27 protein-coding genes and 1 pseudogene are annotated in these 21587 nt (G+C 42.7%); 15 read left to right on the forward strand and 13 right to left on the reverse strand.

Going from position 1 to position 21587, the window contains the following annotated elements; genetic code table 11:
- Positions 1-10: 10 nt before the first annotated feature.
- Positions 11-478, reverse strand: coding sequence for a low molecular weight protein-tyrosine-phosphatase (locus LCL89_RS08775; RefSeq protein WP_224809770.1), 468 nt, complete (start codon positions 476-478; stop codon positions 11-13).
- A gap of 215 nt (positions 479-693) precedes the next feature.
- On the opposite strand from LCL89_RS08775, the gene LCL89_RS08780 reads away from it, so the two are divergent.
- On the forward strand, positions 694-2085 hold the full coding sequence (locus LCL89_RS08780) for an alanine/glycine:cation symporter family protein (protein WP_224809771.1): 1392 nt from the start codon (positions 694-696) through the stop codon (positions 2083-2085).
- 74 nt (positions 2086-2159) lie between these two features.
- On the opposite strand, the gene LCL89_RS08785 is transcribed toward LCL89_RS08780, so the two are convergent.
- From LCL89_RS08785 to LCL89_RS08800, 4 genes are all read right to left on the reverse strand, one after another.
- The gene (locus LCL89_RS08785) at positions 2160-2825 is read right to left on the reverse strand and encodes an SOS response-associated peptidase (protein WP_224809772.1); all 666 of its coding nucleotides are present in this window, start codon (positions 2823-2825) and stop codon (positions 2160-2162) included.
- Between the two features lie 142 nt (positions 2826-2967).
- On the reverse strand, positions 2968-3339 hold the full coding sequence (locus LCL89_RS08790) for a DnaJ family domain-containing protein (protein WP_224809773.1): 372 nt from the start codon (positions 3337-3339) through the stop codon (positions 2968-2970).
- 42 nt (positions 3340-3381) lie between these two features.
- Positions 3382-4020 (reverse strand): MOSC domain-containing protein, encoded by a 639-nt coding sequence (locus tag LCL89_RS08795; RefSeq protein ID WP_224809774.1) that lies wholly within the window; start codon positions 4018-4020, stop codon positions 3382-3384.
- On the reverse strand, positions 4010-4756 hold the full coding sequence (locus LCL89_RS08800) for a YkgJ family cysteine cluster protein (protein ID WP_224809775.1): 747 nt from the start codon (positions 4754-4756) through the stop codon (positions 4010-4012). Before LCL89_RS08800 ends, LCL89_RS08795 begins: the two co-directional genes overlap by 11 nt.
- Positions 4757-4915: 159 nt before the next feature.
- Here LCL89_RS08800 and mreBH point away from each other — a divergent pair, with 159 nt between their 5' ends.
- The 5 genes from mreBH (at position 4916) to LCL89_RS08825 (ending at position 8723) form a co-directional block, all read left to right on the forward strand.
- Positions 4916-5923, forward strand: a complete 1008-nt coding sequence (mreBH, locus tag LCL89_RS08805; protein ID WP_197317867.1) for a rod-share determining protein MreBH — start codon at positions 4916-4918, stop codon at positions 5921-5923.
- A gap of 665 nt (positions 5924-6588) precedes the next feature.
- On the forward strand, positions 6589-6987 hold the full coding sequence (locus LCL89_RS08810; protein ID WP_224809776.1) for a VOC family protein: 399 nt from the start codon (positions 6589-6591) through the stop codon (positions 6985-6987).
- A gap of 4 nt (positions 6988-6991) precedes the next feature.
- A complete protein-coding gene (locus LCL89_RS08815) occupies positions 6992-7294 on the forward strand; it encodes a hypothetical protein (RefSeq protein WP_197317869.1) in 303 nt (100 codons plus the stop codon).
- Positions 7295-7348: 54 nt separating this feature from the next.
- Positions 7349-7708 carry a DUF1428 family protein gene (locus LCL89_RS08820; RefSeq protein WP_224809777.1) on the forward strand — a complete coding sequence of 120 codons (360 nt, stop codon included), beginning with the start codon at positions 7349-7351 and terminating at the stop codon, positions 7706-7708.
- Positions 7709-7802: 94 nt separating this feature from the next.
- The gene (locus LCL89_RS08825; RefSeq protein WP_224809778.1) at positions 7803-8723 is read left to right on the forward strand and encodes a ketopantoate reductase family protein; all 921 of its coding nucleotides are present in this window, start codon (positions 7803-7805) and stop codon (positions 8721-8723) included.
- A gap of 103 nt (positions 8724-8826) precedes the next feature.
- Here the strand turns inward: LCL89_RS08825 and LCL89_RS08830 are convergent, their stop codons facing one another.
- Positions 8827-9402 (reverse strand): M15 family metallopeptidase, encoded by a 576-nt coding sequence (locus LCL89_RS08830; RefSeq protein WP_318245620.1) that lies wholly within the window; start codon positions 9400-9402, stop codon positions 8827-8829.
- Between the two features lie 190 nt (positions 9403-9592).
- On the opposite strand from LCL89_RS08830, the gene LCL89_RS08835 reads away from it, so the two are divergent.
- From LCL89_RS08835 to LCL89_RS08845, 3 genes and pseudogenes are all read left to right on the forward strand, one after another.
- Entirely contained in the window at positions 9593-9784 is a 192-nt protein-coding gene (locus tag LCL89_RS08835; protein ID WP_224809779.1) for a hypothetical protein, read from the forward strand.
- 13 nt (positions 9785-9797) lie between these two features.
- A pseudogene (locus LCL89_RS08840) lies at positions 9798-10791 on the forward strand (acrylyl-CoA reductase family protein).
- A gap of 451 nt (positions 10792-11242) precedes the next feature.
- Positions 11243-11635: a hypothetical protein gene (locus LCL89_RS08845; protein ID WP_224809780.1), complete on the forward strand. Its 393-nt coding sequence runs from the start codon at positions 11243-11245 to the stop codon at positions 11633-11635.
- Positions 11636-11990: 355 nt separating this feature from the next.
- Here the strand turns inward: LCL89_RS08845 and LCL89_RS08850 are convergent, their stop codons facing one another.
- The 3 genes from LCL89_RS08850 to LCL89_RS08860 form a co-directional block, all read right to left on the reverse strand.
- Positions 11991-12185 (reverse strand): YwbE family protein, encoded by a 195-nt coding sequence (locus tag LCL89_RS08850; protein WP_197317875.1) that lies wholly within the window; start codon positions 12183-12185, stop codon positions 11991-11993.
- Positions 12186-12275: 90 nt separating this feature from the next.
- Positions 12276-12575: a DUF2188 domain-containing protein gene (locus LCL89_RS08855; protein ID WP_224809781.1), complete on the reverse strand. Its 300-nt coding sequence runs from the start codon at positions 12573-12575 to the stop codon at positions 12276-12278.
- Between the two features lie 70 nt (positions 12576-12645).
- Positions 12646-13104 (reverse strand): DUF2188 domain-containing protein, encoded by a 459-nt coding sequence (locus tag LCL89_RS08860; protein ID WP_224809782.1) that lies wholly within the window; start codon positions 13102-13104, stop codon positions 12646-12648.
- Positions 13105-13423: 319 nt separating this feature from the next.
- Between LCL89_RS08860 and pxpB the strand changes: the two genes are divergently transcribed.
- The 5 genes from pxpB to LCL89_RS08885 all read left to right on the forward strand — a co-directional run bounded on the left by pxpB (position 13424) and on the right by LCL89_RS08885 (position 18101).
- A complete protein-coding gene (pxpB, locus tag LCL89_RS08865) occupies positions 13424-14137 on the forward strand; it encodes a 5-oxoprolinase subunit PxpB (protein WP_224809783.1) in 714 nt (237 codons plus the stop codon).
- Positions 14134-15135: a 5-oxoprolinase subunit C family protein gene (locus LCL89_RS08870; RefSeq protein WP_263620687.1), complete on the forward strand. Its 1002-nt coding sequence runs from the start codon at positions 14134-14136 to the stop codon at positions 15133-15135. The genes pxpB and LCL89_RS08870 overlap by 4 nt, the downstream gene beginning before the upstream one ends.
- Before the next feature lie 11 nt (positions 15136-15146).
- On the forward strand, positions 15147-15920 hold the full coding sequence (locus LCL89_RS08875; RefSeq protein ID WP_197317880.1) for a LamB/YcsF family protein: 774 nt from the start codon (positions 15147-15149) through the stop codon (positions 15918-15920).
- A gap of 10 nt (positions 15921-15930) precedes the next feature.
- A complete protein-coding gene (locus LCL89_RS08880; RefSeq protein ID WP_197317881.1) occupies positions 15931-17118 on the forward strand; it encodes an NRAMP family divalent metal transporter in 1188 nt (395 codons plus the stop codon).
- A 320-nt stretch (positions 17119-17438) separates the two neighbouring features.
- A complete protein-coding gene (locus LCL89_RS08885) occupies positions 17439-18101 on the forward strand; it encodes an O-methyltransferase (RefSeq protein ID WP_224809784.1) in 663 nt (220 codons plus the stop codon).
- A gap of 49 nt (positions 18102-18150) precedes the next feature.
- On the opposite strand, the gene LCL89_RS08890 is transcribed toward LCL89_RS08885, so the two are convergent.
- The 4 genes from LCL89_RS08890 to LCL89_RS08905 form a co-directional block, all read right to left on the reverse strand.
- On the reverse strand, positions 18151-19014 hold the full coding sequence (locus tag LCL89_RS08890; RefSeq protein WP_224809785.1) for a phosphotransferase family protein: 864 nt from the start codon (positions 19012-19014) through the stop codon (positions 18151-18153).
- Entirely contained in the window at positions 19001-19579 is a 579-nt protein-coding gene (locus tag LCL89_RS08895; RefSeq protein WP_224809786.1) for a GNAT family N-acetyltransferase, read from the reverse strand. The genes LCL89_RS08890 and LCL89_RS08895 overlap by 14 nt, the downstream gene beginning before the upstream one ends.
- A gap of 112 nt (positions 19580-19691) precedes the next feature.
- Positions 19692-20486, reverse strand: a complete 795-nt coding sequence (locus LCL89_RS08900; protein WP_224809787.1) for an enoyl-CoA hydratase/isomerase family protein — start codon at positions 20484-20486, stop codon at positions 19692-19694.
- A gap of 104 nt (positions 20487-20590) precedes the next feature.
- Positions 20591-21019 (reverse strand): acyl-CoA thioesterase, encoded by a 429-nt coding sequence (locus LCL89_RS08905; protein ID WP_404813420.1) that lies wholly within the window; start codon positions 21017-21019, stop codon positions 20591-20593.
- Between the two features lie 178 nt (positions 21020-21197).
- Here LCL89_RS08905 and LCL89_RS08910 point away from each other — a divergent pair, with 178 nt between their 5' ends.
- Positions 21198-21500 (forward strand): hypothetical protein, encoded by a 303-nt coding sequence (locus LCL89_RS08910; protein ID WP_224809788.1) that lies wholly within the window; start codon positions 21198-21200, stop codon positions 21498-21500.
- The last annotated feature ends 87 nt before the right edge of the window (positions 21501-21587 follow it).

Genomic DNA, 21587 nt, shown 5'->3' on the forward strand with positions numbered 1-21587 from the left:
TAAACCCTCCTTATAAATGATGATCCTTTTTTATTTGTTCTAATAACTGCGTACATCCTTGTGTCACCAGATCATACACATATTCGAAATTGCCGGTGAAGTAAGGATCCGGCACATTCCCTTCATCGCTTTCAGGAACAAAGTCCAACAATTTAGCTACCGTAACTCCATTTTTCTCGCGGATAGCCTGCAAATCACTAATATTTTTATCATCCATGGCAATGATGTAATCAAAATCATCCCAGTCGGATTCCTTGACTTGCCTTGCCGCCATTCCCTTATACGAAATTTGTTTGTCATCCAGTATTTTTCTTGTACCTTCGTGTGGAAGGGATCCGATGTGCCAGTGACCGATTCCTGCTGAATCCACCTGAATACGATCTTTCAGCCCTTCCTCTTCAATTTGATGCTTGAAGACAGCCTCCGCCATCGGGGAACGACAAATATTCCCTAAACAAACAAATAATACGCGAATCATAAACCTTCCTCCATAACTAGTATTTCTTCATTACTAATTTCTATGAATTGTTACATAATCCTCCTAATATGAACGATATTGTCCATATTTCCCCCACTCCAGATAAAATAAACGGTTTCCTCCCTGATCTCTATAAAACCGCTTGACTTTTTGTTTAAATTTTCGGAATATTTAATATATAGGTATTATTCCAATATAAAGAAGAGGGGGATTTTATGGAAGAACGAAGCGCTCTTTATCACTTCTTTGACACAGCCAGCGGAATTGTCTGGGGACCATTTTTATTGATTTTATTAGTTGGTACCGGCGTCTACTTGACATTCAGGCTGGGATTCCTTCAGTTCCGGACATTATTTTACGCATTGAAGCTTGCTTTCAAACCTGGAAAAGAAACGAAAGGAGAAAAAGGGGACATCTCCCATTACCAGGCATTGACTACTGCCTTAGCTGCCACCATCGGAACAGGTAACATCGCTGGTGTAGCCACTGCAGTATTCCTTGGTGGTCCAGGTGCTGTGTTCTGGATGTGGATCACAGCTGTTTTCGGGATGGCGACCAAATATGCCGAAGCGGTTTTAGCCGTCAAATATCGTATCACCGACCCGAACGGGGAAATGGCCGGCGGTCCTATGTACTATCTATCCCGCGGGGTTAAAACGAAATGGATCGGTAAGCCTTTAGGTGTTCTATTCGCCATCTTCGGTGCTGTCGCTGCTTTCGGAATTGGAAACATGGTTCAATCCAATTCTGTTTCTGACGTTATGGAGACGACATTCAGTGTTCCGACATGGGTGACAGGACTGATCTTATTCTTATTTGCTGGTCTTGTACTTCTTGGTGGAATCAAGAGTATTGGTAAAGTGACCGCATTCTTCGTTCCAATCATGGCCGTATTCTATATCATAGGTGCACTTATTATCATCTTCATGAACATGGACATGGTCGTACCAGCCTTCGGAACGATTCTGAACGATGCCTTTACAGCCAGTGCTCTTGGTGGTGGACTTTTGGGTACCGTTATTCGCTACGGTGTGGCTCGTGGTGTATTCTCCAACGAAGCAGGTCTTGGATCTGCTCCTATCGCTGCCGCTGCTGCTCGTACGGATTACGCAGGTAGACAAGCTTTGGTTTCCATGACTCAAGTCTTCATTGATACAATCCTCGTGTGTACAATGACTGGATTGACGATCGTCATGGCCGGGCAATATAAAGGAGATCTCGATGGTGCCGACCTCACTTCGCAATCCTTCCAAGTGTTCCTGGGAGATGCAGGTGCCTATATAGTAACCATCGGATTGATTTTCTTCGCCTTCTCCACGATCGTGGGCTGGTCTTACTATGGCGAAAAATGCTTCGGTTATTTGACTGGTAACCGCGCATTAGGAATTTACAAGCTGTTCTTCGTTCTATTTGTCTTCATCGGTGCAGTCGCACAGTTGGACACGGTGTGGAAGTTCGCTGATGTCATGAACGGGTTGATGGCCTTCCCTAACTTGATCGGCTTGTTACTGCTTTCAGGGGTTGTAGCTTCTGAAACGAACAAGTTCCTGAAAGTCGCCAAAGAAGAGCGGCGATTGGAAAGGGAAGCAAAGTATTCTTCAAACTAAACGAAAACCTCCACAGCTTCTTCTATCTGTGGAGGTTTTTTATATCTATTGTTCAATTCCTTCTAAGTAATCCCTTAAGCAAGAGGCCGAATACATTCAGGTCCTTCGTTCTTGGCAGAATTGACGTAACTGCTTACGTTATAGGCCGTAAGTTCTTCCATATTCAATTGATGGATAAAATCATGAGCTTGTTCAGCTTCCCATTTGAAAGGTTGAATCCAATCATCCTGTTCTGCTTTCGGAAGGATCACAGGCATACGGTTGTGGATTGGAGCCATGAAGTCATTGGCTTCCTGAGTCAGAATCGTACACGTGAACCGCTCATCGTCATCTGTTTTCCAATGGTCCCATAATCCCGCAAAAGCGAAAAGTTCCCTGTTTTCCGGAGAAATCCTTACCGCTTGTTTGCCGTCGTCCGTTTTCTGCCATTCATAGAAACTATCCGCAATGATCAGGCAGCGTTTTTTACTCATCAAGCGCTTGAAGCTCGGTTTTTCATGTGCGGTTTCGCTTCTGGCATTGATCATTTTATAACCGATTTTCGGGTCTTTTGCCCAGGAAGGCACCAACCCCCAATACATGAAACCCGCTCTTTTTTCTTCCCCATCATGAATAACCGCCAGTACCTTCTGCCCCGGCGCAATGTTATATCTTGGCGTGTAATCAGGCAGCGGTTGATCAATCCCGAACTCCCTCAAAATTTCAGCTTCTTCGGCCAGTAAAGTGTATCTACCACACATGATCATACCTCCTGAAGAACGATTTTTATTATTAAAAATATGTCCCTTTCTCAATTAAACCAAACTTAAACGGTCATAAACTTGTTCTGGGCATGTAGACAGCCGCCTGCTCTATCCATCCCCTTATTCAAAGATGATTCTCTTAAAAACCTAACCGCCGATTGATTTTGTTTTGATATTGACCAAAGGCACCTGATTGATTCAGCTTTCTCTTCTCCATCATCAAATCGAACCTGATCTTCTTCTCACTCCATTTTTTCTTGAGCTCTTTTTCCCGGTCCTGATCAGCGGCTTCTGCGATTAAATATTCGAGCTCCGCCATTTCTTTTTTCAATATCATTTCCTCAGGCAGCATATTGGCATTCTTCAATATCCGGTAACTATTTCTTACATCCTCCGGCAGATAGGCAAATTCATCTTTAGGTAACGGTTTGCCTTTGCCCGGTAAATCATCAAAATCTCCACGGTCGATCGCCTGCTTGATTTTCTCTTCTATGATTTGACCGAAATCCAAGGAAGATCACTCCTTTTTAGAAGGTGCAGATTCAGGGTGAGTTTATGAAAGCCTTTTTTGGAGGGTTTCTCTCAGGCTGTCTGACAAAGCATCCAGTTCAATAATGGCTTCGATTTTTTCATGGTTGTCACGATCGTTGTATCTGACATCATTCACTTCTTCTACTGAAATCATTGAAGGATGTCTTTCAACCAAGCTCATCCAGTCTCCCGTTTTTACATATCCTTCCTTCAATACCCTCAAATAAAAGCCCGTATACCCACTTTGCATCACTTGTGCAGGGAAGTCGTCGATTCCATGTGTGCGTGCAATGATATAACAAGGCTTGCGGGGTTCAGAAATTTGCACAAGTGCTTCTCCGAGCTGAAAAATATCTCCGATATGGACTTTTGCTTCTTCTATTCCCTCAACCGTAATATTTTCTCCGAAAGCAGGAAAAGAAAACGTCTGGTTGTAATGGTTCTCCCAATGCCGGTAGTGCTGGGCAGGATACAGACATACCGCTTTATCTCGTCCGCCATGATGTTTTTTATCCGCTTGTTCATCCCCTTCGAAATTGAGTGATGATAGATACTTTGATTCATGTACGGGTTTTTTTCGGTATGCACTTTTCAGTGGTCCGCGATCGGTTTCATATGTCTCCGGCTGACCTACGTTCAGTGAAAGCAATTTATGCTTCATCCAACGTCCCCTCTCTCCATTTTTCGATCCAAGCAGGAAGATAATCATAACTCCAGGCATCCATCGGATAATCGACGAAGACATCTTCTCCATTCTCATACAGGATCTGAATCAGTTCATTCACAGCCCCGAAGTAATACGTGTACAAAAACTCATAACTGAATGGTTCTTTAGGCATATGGTTTTCCGCACAAACCTGCGGGTCACTATAATTCAAATAGGTTCGACATGGAATCGGTCTGATTTCATATGCCATGCATAACTGGGTTTCTGGATTGAGCATTGGACATGGAAGGTTCATTTTTTTATACTCAAGCTTCGTCTCAGGTTCCTCATAATCCATCGCATAAGCTTTTTGCAGTTTTCCTCTCTGCTGATCAAAATAACGGTCCCAATGTTGGAAGATGGACCTTTTCCTTTCTTCATCAAAGGCCTCGATGGAACGAAACATCATCTTCGCCTCCATCCGGGTTATGACAATCGGAAAGTAACAACAAAAAGCACAGCCCATAAAGCAATTCGGCTTCATATCAGAGAAATCTTCCATCCTCTCGATTTCATGATCGACTTCGCTCAAGAGCCGTTGAAATCCTTCCAAAATAACCTCTTCAGTATCTTTTTCGGTATTCAACAAATCATCCAGAATCCTGTCAAAAACCTCCGGGTTGATTTCATAATCCTCGTTGATCCGTTCACACTTATCGAGGATTTGTTGATGGTTCAAAAAATTCGTCATAAGGAAATCTCCTTCTTCTATCATTATTGTCATTATACATGTTTTATCAATTGATTCTCCACACATTCACCATGAATTTCCTATTGTATAACCCCCATAAAACTCCTATCCTAAAAGAAGTCTTATAAGAGAATCTGTCATCTTTGGAGGTACGTCTAAATGTTAGCAAATGCTGAAATAGGTATTGATCTTGGTACGGCGAATATATTGATTTACTCGAAGTCAAAAGGAATTTTATTGAATGAGCCTTCTGTCGTAGCTTATAACACAGAAACGAAAAGTGTCGTGGCTGTCGGTAAAGAAGCAAAAGAAATGGTAGGAAAAACACCTCGCAACATCATTCCAGTCCGCCCTTTACGTGATGGTGTAATTGCCGATTATGACATGACAGCCCAGATGTTGAAAGAACTATTGAAAAAAGTCTCAAAGAAATCCGGTATTTCCATGCGCAAACCGACTGTAGTCATCTGCACGCCTTCCGGTTCGACATCTGTAGAGCGTCGTGCGATTCATAATGCTGTGAAAAGCTATGGCGCCAAAAACGTCCATCTGATTGAAGAGCCGATCGCTGCAGCCATCGGTGCCGACCTTCCTGTTGATGAACCGATTGCCAACGTCATTGTAGATGTCGGTGGCGGTACAAGTGAAGTGGCGATTATTTCCTTTGGTGGCGTCGTTTCATGCAAATCGATCCGAACTGGCGGCGACGTCATGGATGAAGAAATCATTCAGTACGTCAGAAAAGCCTACAACGTTCTAATCGGTGAACGAACAGCTGAACTGATTAAAATGGAGATCGGTTATGCTCTGATCGATCATCCGGAAGTGACAATGGAAGTGCGCGGAAGAGATATGGTCACTGGTCTGCCGAAGACGATCACTCTCTCTTCCACCGAAATCCAATCAGCTTTGAAAGAATCTTTGGAACAACTGTTGGAAACGATCCGCGCTACACTTGAAGAATGTCCTCCTGAATTGAGTGGCGACATCGTCGATCATGGTGTCATTCTGACAGGCGGCGGTTCAATGTTGAACGGCATGCAGGACTGGCTTGCAAGTGAAATTTCCGTGCCTGTCCATATGGCACCAAGCCCACTGGAATCGGTAGCAATCGGAACAGGCCGTTCATTGAAAATGATCCAAAAACTTCAAAAAGCATCAAAATAATCTCACTCTATTCAAGCGCTCTGCTCTGCAGAGTGCTTTTTTATGGTCTCATTTTTCTATGTATAGACAGGTGAACATCCATGGAAAGCGAGTGATTTCCCGGACCTTTTTCTTTATTTTATAGGCTCTGTTAAAGTCTGTTGTTGATATTTTAAACGATCACTAAATAGTCCTCGTCTGGAATTAGTGGGCCGGTCTGTTATTCACTCAGAGCATGGGATGGCAGGGAAAACAGTCCGTTCGTAGTTGGAGTAATGGACTTCGGTATTGGCCTTTCCGCTCCTTCTACTTTGAAGAGGCGGCCTTTTAGAATGGCGAGACTCCTGTGGGATAAAGGTACATCGTGAGACCCCGGAAGGCGTAGCCTGAGGAGGCTCACGGTACCCCACGGAAAGGGAGTCATTCTAAAAGGCCGCCTCATACAAATTCCAGGACAGAAAGAGCGGGTACAAGCTCCCAGGTGAAATAACAACATCAAGCAATAACAGAGCCATTTTATAAGGAAGGAAACACTCCCGACTTCCAACTTATATATTTTAAAATCCACCCTACTACTTATTAAGAATTAACACCACTTGACCCAAATCAAAACTACCTGAAAAGGAAAATGAAGAGATTATGGCGAAAGGTACAATGAGGATAACTTTTGAACAGAGGTGAAAATTATGGCAAAATTATACCCATATCTACTCTGTAAAGACGCAAGAGCACAAGCGGATTTTTACATAAAGTCTCTCGGTGGTGAAATAGAGAGTGTGCAGACTTATGATGAAATGCCCGACCCAGACCCTGCTCTGGAAGGAAGAGTCATGCACCTCGTCCTTCAGGCAGCCGGAATCCGAATATTCATGGCGGATGCAGCCAGTCAGGAAATTGAACCGGGCACGAACATCGATCTTACTCTGGAATTCACTTCTGTAGAAGAAGCTGAAAAAGCGTTCGATGGCTTATCAGAAGGCGGAGATATTTTCATGCCTTTTGAAAAAATGTTCTGGGGCGACTATTTCGGCCGTTTTCAAGACCGATACGGCGTCCGCTGGCAAATCTCAGTAAGTGAGGAGTAAAACAATGAAACTATCGACATGGTTGAAATGGTTTACAGGAGGTTGTGAAGCGTTGCTCGCCATACCTTTGGCTGGGGGATTATTCGTCCTCAGCACAGGTTGGCAGGTACTGATCTTCATGTTTTTGTTCCACTTGGTCACATTAATATTTTCTGTCAAAGAAAGCCGCTCTTTTGCAGGGAGCATCTTAGGTTTAATTACGAGTGTCGTCGGAGCCATACCATTCCTTGGATGGATCATGCATATGGTGACGGCCATCGTACTTCTTGTAGATGCGGGCCTTGCTACAAAAACCGATAAAGCCTAAGAAAACAGGTAATCATTCAACTGGCTTTAAACACGATAACGGAGGTAGAGGAAAATGTATACTGTCGTTTGTTTTTTTAGAGTCCGGAAGTCTGATAAAAACCTTTTTCTTAGAATGACTAAAAAGACTGGGGAATTATTAAAGTCCCACGGCACTCTCGAACATCACATCTACCAGGCCCATGAACTGACCGGCCGACAAGGATCGATGGGAATGCTTAACTTGATTGATATCGAAGAGGATGAAGAGCTGTTGATGGGCCAGACAATTTTTAAGAGTAGAGACCATTATGAGGATGTCATGAGTGAGATCGGTTCTGATGATATCATTCAATATCTACACGACCACATTAAGGATACCGTAGATATGACCAGAGTAATCACATCCAGTTTCGCAACAGATACCCTTCAATAAATTGAAGGGTTTTTTTGATGGTTCGGAATCGAATTTCTTTCATGTGAAAAGGGACATGCTATGATAGAGTTAGAAATCAATTGGAGGTGCTTTCATGAAAATTGTTGTATTAGGAGCAGGAGCACTTGGTGCTTATTTTGGTGCACGTTGGCAGGAAGCCGGTCATGAAGTCATCAACCTCGTCAGAGAAGGACGAGCAGAACAAATTGAAAAACACGGCATTCATCTACATAGTGAGATGGGAGATTATACCGTTCCAGAACCGATCGTAGCTACATCTCCAGAACAAATCGAAGATCCGGACCTCGTCTTTTTAGCGGTCAAAGGATACCACCTTCACGGAACACTGGACTGGCTGAAACAGCTGACTCAAAAAGGAGCTAAAGTCTATCCGGTCCTGAATGGAATGGAACACATCAGTATATTACAAAAAGAGCTGGGAGAAGAGAATGTCATGGGCGGCCTCTCCTACATCATCGCCACACTTGATGAAAAAGGCCACGTTGTCCACACTAGTCAATTCCACGACTTAGTATTCGGACCTCTTCATCCTTCTCAGCAGCAAATCTGTGAAGAGCTGGCTCTGGCATGCAATCAGGCCAACCTTAACGCCAACCTTAGCCCTAACATTTTAGAAGATATGTGGAAGAAATATATGTTCATCTCCGCATTCTCTGGAATAACGACTGCCGTAAACCTTCCGATCGGTGAAGTGCGTAGTCACCCTCAGACTTTCCGAATAGCAGAACGAATTCTTGAAGAAATGAAAGAACTCGCTAATGCTTATAACGTCAATTTGTCTGATGAACACGTGGCTAACGGATTCGAACGCCTTCGTTCCTTCGACCATGAAATGACTTCTTCTATGCACCAGGACCGAAGAAAAGGGCTGCCTCTTGAGGTGGAACACCTGCATGGCGGTGCTTTAAGACTAGGAAGTGAGGTAAACCTGACCATGCCTTATACCGAAACGATCTTTGGCATGATCAAACCTTTCGAAGCTTATCAAAAATGAAGAAGTATAGAGCATGAATAAAAGCGGACGGAACCCCAGGGGTTCCGTCCGCTTTTATCATTTTAGTGTGCTATTACCTTAGTATTTTCAAATCGTTACCTATTCACTTGGCATAGGATTCTACTTTAGGACGGTGCCCTCTTTTCAATTGCCGGATGGATAAGCCGAAATTCATCTGCAGGTGAGGATAATCTTTGAACTTTGACCAGTCTCCTCCCCATTCAAAACCTAACTGTTTGGCGATAGCGACGACTTCCATCCAATCTGATCGGCCGTTGCCATTGCGGTCGGCCTCCATATCCCAGCTTACTCCTCCATTTTCATTTCTCAACGCAAAATCGATAGCCAACCCATAATTATGGTAGGACTCCCCCGCTTTGGCATAAGTGACAATCCGTCCCTCTTCCGATCTCCCTTTTTCATAAAGAGCATTTTGTCTTTCAGCACTTCGGTGTCCTTCAGTAATGACGACGTTGATGCCTTTTTTTGCTGCTTGATCTACAAGTTCGCTTTGATAATCTTTAACGACTGGATGAAGCATCGTCGGCAGTGGCACGTCTTTGTCCACAAATGGATTCATTGGCTGAACAGCTTCCCACTTCGGGAAAACCAAATAAAGTGCAGCACATATAAGAATCGTCGATATGATGAAGGCGAACAGGTTACTTATGATCTTCACAATCAAGCAATCCTCTCTCCTTATAATTTTTGCTTATGTCCGGAAATTTTCTCTATAAATCTATCATACCCCAATCAGGCAGTGGTGCATACTGTGATGCTTTCTTGTTCTCACTCTTGCAGCTCCAAAGTTTAAATCTTCCATAAAAAAGGAAACGTGTTATATCCCGATACAATATGGAGGTAATATGATGACAGATTCTAACAAGAACCGTGCAAATAAAGGCAACCAAAGTTTTGAAGATAAAAAGAAAAAAGAACAACTCTACGATGATATACCAATGGAAGACTTGAAAAAGGAAGAAAGAGAGCAGGAAAAAGGAAGTCAATCTAAAAACGATTCTTCGAGCGAGGAAAAATATGATGAAGATTTAAGACCATAAAGGTGGGAATTAAATGACGACATTCCAAGCATACCGTCTCTATGATGATAAAGATTCCATAAAAGGTGAAATGAAGACCCTCCCTTTAAAAGATCTTCCTTCCAGTGATGTATTGATCAAAATAAAGTATTCCAGCTTGAATTACAAAGACGCATTGGCAACCAGGGAGGATAATCCGATCATTGAAAAATATCCGATCACTCCTGGTATTGACCTGGCTGGAGAAGTGGTCAAATCCCGATCACCTCGTTTCAATAAAGGAGATAGAGTCATCGCGACAAGCTATGAGATCGGGGTTTCTCATGATGGAGGATTCAGTGAATATGCAAGCATTCCAGAAGAATGGATCGTTCCCCTTCCGGAAGGTTTGACGTTGAAAGAATCGATGATTTATGGAACAGCAGGGTTTACAGGCTGCCCTTTCCATCCATCGATTGGAACAAGCCGGTCTTACTCCCGATCAAGGGCCTATTCTTGTCACAGGAGCTTCCGGTGGCGTCGGTAGTATAGCTGTAGCCATGCTTGCTAAACGAGGATATGCGGTGAAAGCAAGTACAGGGAATCCTGAAGACAACAAGGAATATTTGAAAAAGCTCGGTGCAAATGAAGTTCTATCCAGAAAAGACATATTTAATGGGGAAATAAAACCACTGGCCAGAGAACGCTTTGCAGGTGCGGTCGATCCAGTCGGCGGAGAACCGTCAGCCTCAATCCTGAGTCAGCTTCAATATGAAGGTTCAGTGGCTCTCAGTGGATTAACGGGAGGAGCGAAAATTCCCACGAATGTTTACCCATTCATCCTCAGGGGTATTAGTCTTATTGGCATCGATTCGGTGAACTGTCCAATGGAAACGAGGAAAAGGGTCTGGCTCCGTATGGCCAATGATTTAAAAATAAAAGAGTGCTTTGATGAAATCGAAAACCTCCTTTCATTGGATGAGGTACCGGAGAGACTGCAAGACCTTCTAAATAATCAAAAACGCGGAAGAATGGTCGTAAAACTTTAATGTTCTATAGGTAGACACATGTTTCAAGACATAGACTGTTGACTTTTCATGAATTGCATATTATAATTATTTCTTAGTGCCTTCGCTAAAAGGTAACTCGGAAAAAGAAAAGAGTGATTTGTATGAGACTGGCATTCTGCTATGTTTTGATACAACTTAATCACACTGGATCAGCTTCGGAGCTGTAAGGATGCAATAGAGGTAGGGATTGCGTCGTTTAAGTTGAAAAACTACCATGTAGAATTTTGAACCGCGGCAAGAGGATGAGAAATATAACATCCTGTAAAAGGTAAAAAAACCTATTAAAAAAATAAGATTTTTTGTTTTTCCGAAGTAACACATAGAAGCGGGTTGGACGATTGTCCGGCCCGCTTTTTCCAATTCTATAAGGTTTATGCTTCCCCGAACATGGTAATATAGGTCATAGAAGCTATGAAGGAGGATTGTTTGCATGTCGCAATATTTGAACCGCATAGAACCTGAAGATGTTCGTTTTTTAATAGACTTGACTGAATTAAAAGAAGTTGTCATCGATTTATTAGGGGATGCTGCTTCACTCGTCCATGTAGAAGTCAGCTATGATCAATTCCAAGACCCCTACGATGTAACTATGATCCGTCCCATGGTCAAACTGGAAGAAGTCAGTGATTTCACAGAAGAAAACCGTCATACACTTCTCTCAACTGGATTTTCAATAGACAAAGAACCCTTTGATAACGGGGATTATGCTCTGGAACAAATCTTTGGGCAAGAATACACGATTGTTGAAGCCAATGAAGATCAGGAAGGTGCTTTCTTCACGGTGGAGATGCCTTATCGAGCATATGTCGATTTGAAGCAATAATGAATCCCCCTCTGATTTGATAGAATGGTAAATATGCTGTACGTCCAGGACACTCCCTGGGCGTTTTCATTTTCCCTCATATGCATAATAAAGCATCCTTTCACTTCCGATGAAAGATCCCTTTACATATAACGCTATATTCCACCCTAAAAACACCCTGTTTTTCTCTGATAGATATTATCCAACCTTCTTTCATTTGACATATTCCTGACACACAACCGCTATACAATGAACATGTACAAAATATCAAATAGGAGGATGAACTGAACCCATTTCAGCAGCAACTTGGTTTACTTTATTTCTACATATAAAAAATCCTGATCAAGTACTGAGCTAGTACGAGTCAGGATTTTTTTCATGTATGAATATTTTTTACACGACCCACCTGTCCATCTTCAAGTCTTACTTTGATGCCATGAGGGTGCGATGGAGATTTGGTCAGCAGATCTTTGACGATTCCTCGAGTAAGCTTCCCTGTCCGCTGGTCTTGTTTCAATACGATATCGACTTCAAGTCCAGGCTTGATATCGCTTCTTTTTTGTCCATTCATGCGCTCTCCTCCTTTCTTTCAACCTGTTCTACATCCTACCACAATTCCATATAAAAAAAAGCACCTGTATAAAGGTGCTTTTCAATGGAATCAATTCTTATTACCTTTGGCGTATTTGCCTTGACGCCCATACTCTTTGTTCGTTTCTTCAGAACGTTTTCCTCCGCTATTTCCTTGACTGTTGTCTTCAGAATAAGAGAATTGATTTTGTACCGTTCCATCTTTCTTGTGGATGACGGCTGTCGTACCTTTGTTCTGAGCAATCTCTTTTGCACGATCGATCGCATCCTGCTTATTATCAAAAACTTTCGTCGGCTGATCTGCACCTTCTGGTTGAACTGCCCAGCCTTCTTCATGAGAAACTACAAATTCATTGCGATTGTCTGCCATTGATATAACCTCCTATTTTTTTATGATTTACAGGGTATATAACCAACTCATTTATAATTGAAACCCTTATTCAACCATTTCTGTAAGAATATTCATTTTGAATACTTCCATCTTTTCTATGGATAACGACTTTTGTCCCTTTATTCTGAGCAATTTCTTTTGCACGGTCCACGGCTTCATCCTTCGTTTCAAATACATCCGACGGTTGTTTGGCATCTTCTGCTTGAACGGCCCACCCGTCGTCATGTGCCACCACATGCTCACCTTTGTCCAATAACTCCGGACGACTTTCTGAAGAGTCATCATCCCTCCTCTTCAAGTCTTCGTCACTCATTTGTTTCACACGATTGACCTCTTTTTCATCTGCATTTTCATACCATTCCTTGGCTTGTTCTGTGGCGATAGGAATTGCTCTATTCTCCCCATAACCTTCGTCCAGCATCGCATTGGCAATATCAATCGCCTTTTTCCTTACTGCCGTATCCAAATTTTTCAGCGAATCAGGGTAATCATTAGTATCCCATGGCACTTTATCGACGCCTCCTTTACTTTTTACTTATCGTTTCCTCACATGGACATTTCATAAACAAAATCGACACACTGCAGAATGAATAGATAGTTCTAATTTAAATGATAAAAAGTGTAATAAGACATACAATATTCCTATTTCAAACATTATTGATGATGAAAAATGAAAGAATTCATACACAAATCTAATAACTTTTAATCAGAATAGTGTGACCTTAATTTGATAGGAATCATAAAATAGGCTAGCATGATAGACAAGCATAATTCTGTTTATACCCTTGCGATAAAGGGCTTAAGAACTTTAATTGAGGAGGGCCTCTATGGATGCCGAATATTACTCACTAGGCGATCAAGCGATCGTAATAGAACTCGGTGACAAAATAGAACGAACGACACATCAACGCGTAAAAGAAGTTTCTGAATACCTCAAAAATCATCCACCCCACTGGATGATCGAATACATACCCGCATTTACGACAGTTACTGTTTTTTATGACCCAATAAAGGTCATGGAAGATTCCACTTCGGGCAAACTGCCCTACTCCATAGTTTGTGAAAAACTAGATCAACAAATTACGAACTTAGAGATCACCACCGACTCTGAGCCCCGCCTTATAGAAATCCCTGTATGTTATGGAGGGGAATTCGGTCCCGATCTTTCCTATGTAGCCGAACAGAATGAGATGAGTGAAGATGATGTCATTGAAATTCATAAAAACGGTGACTATTTAGTCTATATGATCGGTTTCGCACCAGGATTTCCTTATATAGGCGGGATGGATGAAAGAATCGCTACTCCGAGAAGGGATGACCCTCGTCTGAAAATACCCGCTGGATCCGTAGGCATTGCGGGAGGTCAGACGGGCGTCTACCCTATTGAAACTCCAGGAGGATGGCAGTTGATCGGGCGTACACCGACGAAGCTGTTTGACGCCGGTGAAGAGGTTCCATCTCTGCTGCAAGCCGGAGACAAAATCAAGTTCACTTCCATAACCGAAGAAGAATATCACAATTGGGAGGGAACCAACTCATGATCAAGCTGGCTAAATCCGGTCTATTGACGACCATTCAAGACCTGGGTCGTATCGGGTATCAAAAGTATGGAGTCATCGCAAGCGGAGCAATGGATAGTGAATCGCACCGCATTGCGAATTTACTCGTTGGAAACGATGGGGATCATCCAACGATGGAAATCACTTTGATGGGTCCTGTGATCGAATTTCAAGAAGATGCACTGATTGCTATCTGTGGCGGAGACTTATCTGCCATGGTCGACGGTGAACGAGTAGAATTATGGAAGCCGATTTACATAAAACAGGGCAGTGAATTAAGGTTCGGAAATCCGAAACAAGGATTTCGTGCCTATTTAGCGATAGCTGGAGGTTTTGATGTCCCTTATGTAATGAACAGCGGATCGACCTATCTTCGTGCGGGAATTGGTGGATTCGAAGGACGTGCCTTAGAAAAAGGAGATGAAATCCCGGTCGGTGATCCTTCTATGCCTTCCCTCTCTATGATGGAAAGTCTGAAAGAGCTCGCTGGAGAAGAACACTTTTGCAGCGCAAGTTGGTTCGCTTCTCCTGAATTTGTTCCAAACGCCCATTCAGGGTGTGAAATACGTGTGACCGAAGGCAGAGAGTTTGAATTATTCTCTGAGGAAAGTCAGGAGAAATTCTTTGAACAGGCGTATCAAATCGATTCAAAATCAGACCGGATGGGGTATCGCTTGAAAGGAAGCAAACTGAAGTTGAATGAAAAAGTGGATATGATTTCTGAGGCTGTCGCCTTCGGTACTGTTCAGGTGCCTTCAGAAGGAAATCCGATCATTCTGCTGGCAGATCGCCAAACCACAGGTGGATACCCTAAAATCGCCCAGGTCGCTTCCGTCGATTTACCTAAACTAGCTCAACTGAAACCTGGTGAAAAAATCATCTTTAAAAAAATCACCCACGAACAATCTCAAAAATTATGGATTCAACGGGAAATGGAGATCAAACAGTTGAAGCGAGGCATTCACTTTAAATACAGATAGGAGGATAAACGATGTATCACGTTGATTTGAACTGTGACATGGGAGAAGGTTACGGAAAATATACAATAGGTAATGATGAAGAGATTATGAAGTATATCACTTCTGCGAACATCGCCTGCGGATTTCATGCCGGTGACCCCGCCATCATGCGAAGAACCGTACAGTTAGCTGCAGAACACGATGTCGGCATAGGCGCACACCCCGGCCTTCCTGATCTTTCCGGTTTCGGAAGGAGAATGATGGACATCAGTCCAAAGGAAGCCTACGACATGGTCGTCTATCAAATCGGGGCACTTCAAGGGTTTGTTCAAGCCGAAGGAGTAACGTTACAACACGTCAAACCTCATGGCGCTTTGTTCAATATGGCTGCTAAACAAAGAGAACTTGCCGACGCCATTGCTCAAGCTATCAAGGATGTAGACTCGAATTTGATTTTATTCGGGTTGGCAGGAAGTGAACTTGTCCACGCAGGAAAAAATGCCGGGCTGAACACTGCAAGCGAAGTATTCTCGGATCGGACTTATCAGGAAGATGGCTCCCTTACCTCCCGTCGTGATCCGGACGCCTTGATCACCGATCATGAACAAGCCGTCAGCCAGGTAATTCGTATGATCAAAGAAAAGAAAGTGATGACCCTGCAGGAAAAAGATATTGATATAGATGCTCAAACCGTTTGTATACATGGAGACGGAGAACACGCCGTCGATTTTGCTTCCTATATCACTCAAGCATTAAACCAATCCAATATTGAACTTCGTAAAATAGCAGACTTTTCATCTAAATAAGGAGGACAACATGAAGCAGCAATCTACTAGAAGCATTCTCTTAGGGGCAGCCTTTCTTATGGCTACCTCTGCCATCGGACCAGGATTTCTAACACAAACGACCCACTTTACAGATCAACTCGCCGCAAGCTTCGGTTTTGTCATTTTAATCTCCATCTTCATTGATATTGGTGCTCAACTTAACATATGGAGAATCATCGCCATATCAGAGAGACCTGCACAGGATATCGCCAATCGACTACTGCCAGGGCTGGGCATTGTCCTTTCCATCCTCATTGTGGCTGGTGGACTGGCTTTCAACATTGGAAATATCGCAGGTGCAGGGTTGGGGACGAACGTATTGTTCGGCGTATCCCCAGAGATGGGAGCCTTGTTCAGCGGCATTGTAGCCGTTGCCGTCTTTCTAGTTCGTGAAGCAGGAAAAGTGATGGACCGCTTTGCCCAGATTGCAGGTTTCACCATGATTGCCCTGACTATTTTTGTCATGTTTTCAGCGAACCCCCCTGTCGGTGAAGCTGTTACAAAGACGTTTGTTCCTGAAACCATCGACTTTCTCGCCATTATTACACTGGTAGGTGGTACAGTCGGAGGATACATAACTTTTGCAGGAGGACACCGCCTCCTGGATGCTGGTGTAAAAGGAAAGGAATCTCTCGGACATGTGACAAAAAGTTCTGTTTCCGCTATCGGGATCGCATCCATCATGCGTATTTTCCTTTTCCTTGCTACACTCGGTGTCGTTTCATCAGGGATTGCACTGGATCCTTCCAACCCTCCGGCCTCTGTTTTCCAGGCTGCTGCTGGAAATGTCGGTTATAAAATTTTCGGTATCATCATGTGGGCCGCTGCAGTAACCTCTGTTGTCGGAGCCGCTTATACATCTGTATCATTCATTCGTTCTTTCAGTAAAACGATCGACCGCAATCACAAATGGTTCATCGTCGGCTTCATTGTCGTTTCTACAGCCGTTTTTGCAACAGTCGGTAAACCTGTAAAAGTTTTGATCTTAGTCGGTTCCTTGAATGGACTGATTTTACCGATTGCACTGAGTGTCATGTTGATTGCTGCTTATAAAACCAAAATCGTCGGTGATTATAAACACCCTCTTTGGCTGACTATTTTTGGTGCAGTCATCGTCGTTGCCATGTCCTACATGGGAATCATGTCCTTGATCGAAGGACTTCCTCAGCTGTTTTAAACATTCTTAATGAATGGCTCTGATAAAGGCTGGTGTTGATATTTTAAACGATTACTAAATAGTCCCCGGAAGGCTTCAGCCTGAGGAGACTCACGATACCCCACGGAAAGCGAGTTATTCCCAAGGCCCCTTCACACTAATTCCTCTACGGAAATAGTTATGTGAGCTGCATGTAAAATAACAACATCAAGTATTATCAGAGCCAATGAATGAGAAACTCAGAGTAATAAACTCTGAGTTTCTTCATTTCATAGACCATTAGACGGTTACATGATTTAAGAGTAGACTGGTAATTACATCCACTATGAGGAGGTAAACTTATGGAAGAACAGAATAAATGGAGAAAAGTTGATGACTATTTCACGGATCGGTTAAATTTAACCGATTCTCAATTGGACGAAGTATTGGAAAACAATGCCGATTCCGGACTTCCACCTATTGATGTTTCCAGAACCCAGGCGAAGATGCTTCAACTATTAATCAAGCTGCAAGGAGCACGACGTGTCCTGGAGTTCGGAACCCTAGGGGGCTACAGCAGCATAGCGATGGCTGAGGGGCTTCCAGAGGATGGTCACGTGGTCTCTTTAGAAGCCAGCAAAAAACATGCGGATGTTGCCAGATCCAACGTTCAAAAAGCCGGGCTCAGCCACAAAATCACGGTCCATGTCGGTCCAGCTCTTGAAACCCTTCCTACGCTCAGTAACGAACCTCCTTTTGACTTCATTTTTATTGATGCTGATAAAAAGAATAATCCTGCCTACGTCGAGTGGTCGTTGAAATTAGGAAAACCAGGGGCTTGCTTAGTTGTTGATAATGTCGTCCGGGGTGGAGAGGTGCTGGATGACCAAAGTTCTGATGAGAACATACAAGGAATCAGGAAGATGTTTGACTATATTCATGATCATCCAAAAATCGATGCCACTGCTATTCAGACCGTGGGATCGAAAGAATATGATGGCTTTTTACTCGCTATAATCAAGTAGGACTAAAAAAAACAGCCGAATGAGCATGTCTCTAACGGCTGTTTTTCTATTACAAGTAATCTTTCATCCCATTTTCAAAAGCTTGATCATCCTTATTCCTCAGCCCGTGAAGTGCTTCTTGGAGTGCGAACGTGCTTTGATAAAATTTTGCCCGGTCAAAAATACGATCATCATCAAAATAATGTTCCAGACATTTTATTGTAAATTCATCTCCATAACTGGCTGCTAAACCAGCAAAATCATAGGCTGGATCTCCGTATGAAGTTTCTCCAAAGTCTATGATTCCCGTTATTTGGTGATTGTGAGAAGACCATAAAATATTTGATGCTCCAAAATCCCCGTGTATCAAAACTGAATCAATTGACACTCCATATCCAATGAATCGGTTGAAGCGACTGGTGATCCGTGCTTTGGCTTTTTCGTTCATATATGGAAACAAGTTATTCTGAATGTTTATGTACAACTGTTTCATCCAGCATCCAAGGGGCTCATTTTGATTAGTAAAAAGTCCATCAGCAGAAGTAGAATGCAGCTCTTTTAAAAACCCTCCCAGTTGCGAAGCCAAGTGCTTGAGAACATCCTTATTCTCAATAGTATCGAAGGATTCTTTCCATAATGGATACCCCTCTATCCGCGGGTAACCAATAAAAACGCGCCCCACATCTTCTGTGTGGATATTCATATAAAGAGGATCCGGAACAGATAGGCTGACCTTTTCCTTCACATGATTCAAGACCCTCACTTCTTTTCTCATCTTTTCTACACCTTCCACGTACTTTGGAAAACGATATACTATATCGCCATCCGCTATATACACATCATTATTCTGACCTACCGGATTCTTCTGCAAGTCCTGTATCTTCACACTTGGAAAAACACGGTTTATCCGATTGCGGATTTCACTTACTTTCATAGACTCCTCCACTTGACGTTTCTGTCATCATCCAATCCTTTATGAGCATTCCATAAACCACATGATTGACATGTCGATCGTAAAGGAAGGCAGCATCACGAATGATCCCTTCCTGTTTAAAGCCCAAGCGTTCAGGTACTGCCCGGCTTTTCACGTTCTCTTCTGCGGCTCTTATTTCTATTCGATTCATCCCCATTTGTTTGAACGCATAGTCAAAGATCACTTGGCAGGAACGTGTCAATAAACCCTTACCAGCATATTCTGAACCCATCCAGTACCCGATGCTCGCTTTATTGTTCATCCAATCCAATTCATGAAAATCGACGATTCCTGCTATTTTATTTTTATATAGAATACATATCGTCCACCCATTATTTTCTGCATATCGGTTCATACAGTATTGGATATACTCTTTGGTATCCTGTACAGATTCCGTTTCATGAATCCAAGGAAGCCAGGTTTGAAGATGGGATCGGGATCTGTCTGACAGATTGAACAATTCCTCCGCGTCTTTGAACTCTAACGGCTTTAAAGTTAAATCTTGATCTATTATATATTTAAACATCTTAATCCCCCTGAGCAGCTGTTACTTTTGCAGTTATAGAACCTGCGGATAGCTTTCTATACAAAAGGGCTGATATTTCAAGTGCACTCTTGAAACGTCAGCCCTCATTCAATTATCCCCTTAAGTTCCCAGAGAAAGCAGGTTTACGTTTTTCTTTAAACGCCTGCACACCCTCCTGGTGGTCCGAAGTCGTAGACATCATCGTCTGTGTTATCCGTTCCTGAGTCAAAATCGCAGCTAGATCTGCGTGCTGGGCTTGATCTACAAGTTTTTTCATCATTCCCATGGCACGCCCCGGCCCTTTGGCAAGTTCAACGGCATAATTACTCACTTCTTCTTCCAACTTTTCAATTGGATATATGCGATTCACCAATCCCCATTCGATTGCTGTTTCTACAGGCAATGGTTCGGCTCTGAACAATAGCTCTTTTGCCCGGTATGGTCCCAGCAACCTTGATAAGAAGTAATGTCCTCCAGCATCTGCGACTAACCCGACTTGAGCAAAGCTAAGGGCGAATTGTGTCCCCTCTGCAGCTAAGATTTGATCACAGGCTAAAGCAAGATTGAACCCTGCTCCTGCAGCATATCCATGGACAGCTGCAAGGACAGGTTTATCAAGCTCTTTTATCGTTAAAATCAATTGATTCAATTCTCCAAGGTGATTATAAATATCATCAGAAGAATAGTCTTCCATCGCTTTTACATCCCCACCTGCAGAGAAAGCACGTCCAGCACCAGATATGACGACAACTCGGACCTCATCATTCAGTGCCGCTTCTCTTAATGCTTCTTTTAGTCCAAGCAGCATTTCATCAGAAAAAGCGTTCAATGAATCCGGACGATTTAACACACACGATAAAATTGGGCCTTTATTATGTACCTCCAAATGTTCGTTTCCTAATTGCACAGCAAACATCTCCTTTAGTTGAGGTATTTTGCACCTTCTTACTCTTTACAGAACATTTCCCGGGAAATTGTCGAATGGACGCTGATTTACTTGATAAGAACCGGCTACTTTGCAGCTAGTGAATGACTTTGCAGTTTTTCCTTCATTGCTTCAGAGAGCGGTGTGCTTGTTTGATTTTTAAAATCAAAATGAACGAGCACTGATGAGCCTTTAGCCACCAGCTCTCCGGATTCTTTTTCATAATGTTCCTGTTCCAAATGGAAACTTGAATTTCCGATTTTACTAATGTGACTCTTGATGGTCAGTGTCTGGCCGAAAAACACCTGCTGGATAAATTCACAATTAATGGAGGCCAGTATGAAGCTCCAATCACCATCTACAAGCTGCAAGTCTCTAATGAATTGTATTCTGGCATCTTCCATGTAAACAAAGAAATTGTTGTTATTTACATGGCCAAGCAGATCTGTTTCACAAAAACGGACTTTCACTTCATGTTCGTGCATAACCTCTCTCCTCTTCAGAACATTTTTCAAATCTAGTCGTGTGTCACTTTTGTTTTCTGTTTCACCAATTCCATTTTATACCTGAAATTCAGAATATTCAACAAAAATGAATGAACATTCACCTTTTTGCGACATTAGATTCATAAATCGACTCCAAACACATACGTATGAATTGTAGGACATAATTTACCAGGAGGAGATTGATGAAATGAGTGATAAAAAAGAGCACTCCCACTCGTATAATGAGTCCTCAGGCAGAAAAGAGGAGGGCTTTATCAAAGGAGTTTCAAAAGAAGCCAATGATTTGATCCACAATACGGTCGACACCTCTGGAAAAATCTTAAAGTCCATCACCGTCGAAGGCGGGTTGATCGGAAAGACCATCGACTCTTCAGGTAATATCGTGAAAAAAGCATCGGAAAAAGGAACTGATGCGATTGGGAAGACCATAGATACGTCCTCTAAAGCGTTCAAGTCGATAAAAGATAAAACCTTTAATAGGAAGAAATGATAAAAAGACTACCAACCATGCGGGGTTGGTAGTCTTTTTTTGATAGAAGAAACGCCTCGTCATTGACGTCTCTTGCAGGGAAAATAT

This window comes from Halobacillus yeomjeoni, from assembly GCF_020171525.1.
Classification (GTDB): Bacteria; Bacillota; Bacilli; order Bacillales; family Halobacillaceae; genus Halobacillus; species Halobacillus yeomjeoni.

Excerpts from the sequence above, each read along its gene's own strand:
- LCL89_RS08885 (WP_224809784.1), top strand. The coding sequence starts at position 17,439 with ATGGAAGAACAGAATAAATGGAGAAAAGTTGATGACTATTTCACGGAT.
- LCL89_RS08815 (WP_197317869.1), top strand. The coding sequence starts at position 6,992 with ATGAAACTATCGACATGGTTGAAATGGTTTACAGGAGGTTGTGAAGCG.
- LCL89_RS08875 (WP_197317880.1), top strand. The coding sequence starts at position 15,147 with ATGTATCACGTTGATTTGAACTGTGACATGGGAGAAGGTTACGGAAAA.
- LCL89_RS08795 (WP_224809774.1), bottom strand. The coding sequence starts at position 4,020 with ATGAAGCATAAATTGCTTTCACTGAACGTAGGTCAGCCGGAGACATAT.
- LCL89_RS08845 (WP_224809780.1), top strand. The coding sequence starts at position 11,243 with ATGTCGCAATATTTGAACCGCATAGAACCTGAAGATGTTCGTTTTTTA.
- LCL89_RS08890 (WP_224809785.1), bottom strand. The coding sequence starts at position 19,014 with ATGAAAGTAAGTGAAATCCGCAATCGGATAAACCGTGTTTTTCCAAGT.
- LCL89_RS08850 (WP_197317875.1), bottom strand. The coding sequence starts at position 12,185 with ATGAATGGACAAAAAAGAAGCGATATCAAGCCTGGACTTGAAGTCGAT.
- LCL89_RS08775 (WP_224809770.1), bottom strand. The coding sequence starts at position 478 with ATGATTCGCGTATTATTTGTTTGTTTAGGGAATATTTGTCGTTCCCCG.
- LCL89_RS08835 (WP_224809779.1), top strand. The coding sequence starts at position 9,593 with ATGACAGATTCTAACAAGAACCGTGCAAATAAAGGCAACCAAAGTTTT.
- LCL89_RS08855 (WP_224809781.1), bottom strand. The coding sequence starts at position 12,575 with ATGGCAGACAATCGCAATGAATTTGTAGTTTCTCATGAAGAAGGCTGG.
- LCL89_RS08870 (WP_263620687.1), top strand. The coding sequence starts at position 14,134 with ATGATCAAGCTGGCTAAATCCGGTCTATTGACGACCATTCAAGACCTG.
- mreBH (WP_197317867.1), top strand. The coding sequence starts at position 4,916 with ATGTTAGCAAATGCTGAAATAGGTATTGATCTTGGTACGGCGAATATA.
- LCL89_RS08880 (WP_197317881.1), top strand. The coding sequence starts at position 15,931 with ATGAAGCAGCAATCTACTAGAAGCATTCTCTTAGGGGCAGCCTTTCTT.
- LCL89_RS08780 (WP_224809771.1), top strand. The coding sequence starts at position 694 with ATGGAAGAACGAAGCGCTCTTTATCACTTCTTTGACACAGCCAGCGGA.
- LCL89_RS08825 (WP_224809778.1), top strand. The coding sequence starts at position 7,803 with ATGAAAATTGTTGTATTAGGAGCAGGAGCACTTGGTGCTTATTTTGGT.
- LCL89_RS08810 (WP_224809776.1), top strand. The coding sequence starts at position 6,589 with ATGGCAAAATTATACCCATATCTACTCTGTAAAGACGCAAGAGCACAA.
- pxpB (WP_224809783.1), top strand. The coding sequence starts at position 13,424 with ATGGATGCCGAATATTACTCACTAGGCGATCAAGCGATCGTAATAGAA.
- LCL89_RS08910 (WP_224809788.1), top strand. The coding sequence starts at position 21,198 with ATGAGTGATAAAAAAGAGCACTCCCACTCGTATAATGAGTCCTCAGGC.
- LCL89_RS08785 (WP_224809772.1), bottom strand. The coding sequence starts at position 2,825 with ATGTGTGGTAGATACACTTTACTGGCCGAAGAAGCTGAAATTTTGAGG.
- LCL89_RS08800 (WP_224809775.1), bottom strand. The coding sequence starts at position 4,756 with ATGACGAATTTTTTGAACCATCAACAAATCCTCGATAAGTGTGAACGG.
- LCL89_RS08895 (WP_224809786.1), bottom strand. The coding sequence starts at position 19,579 with ATGTTTAAATATATAATAGATCAAGATTTAACTTTAAAGCCGTTAGAG.
- LCL89_RS08820 (WP_224809777.1), top strand. The coding sequence starts at position 7,349 with ATGTATACTGTCGTTTGTTTTTTTAGAGTCCGGAAGTCTGATAAAAAC.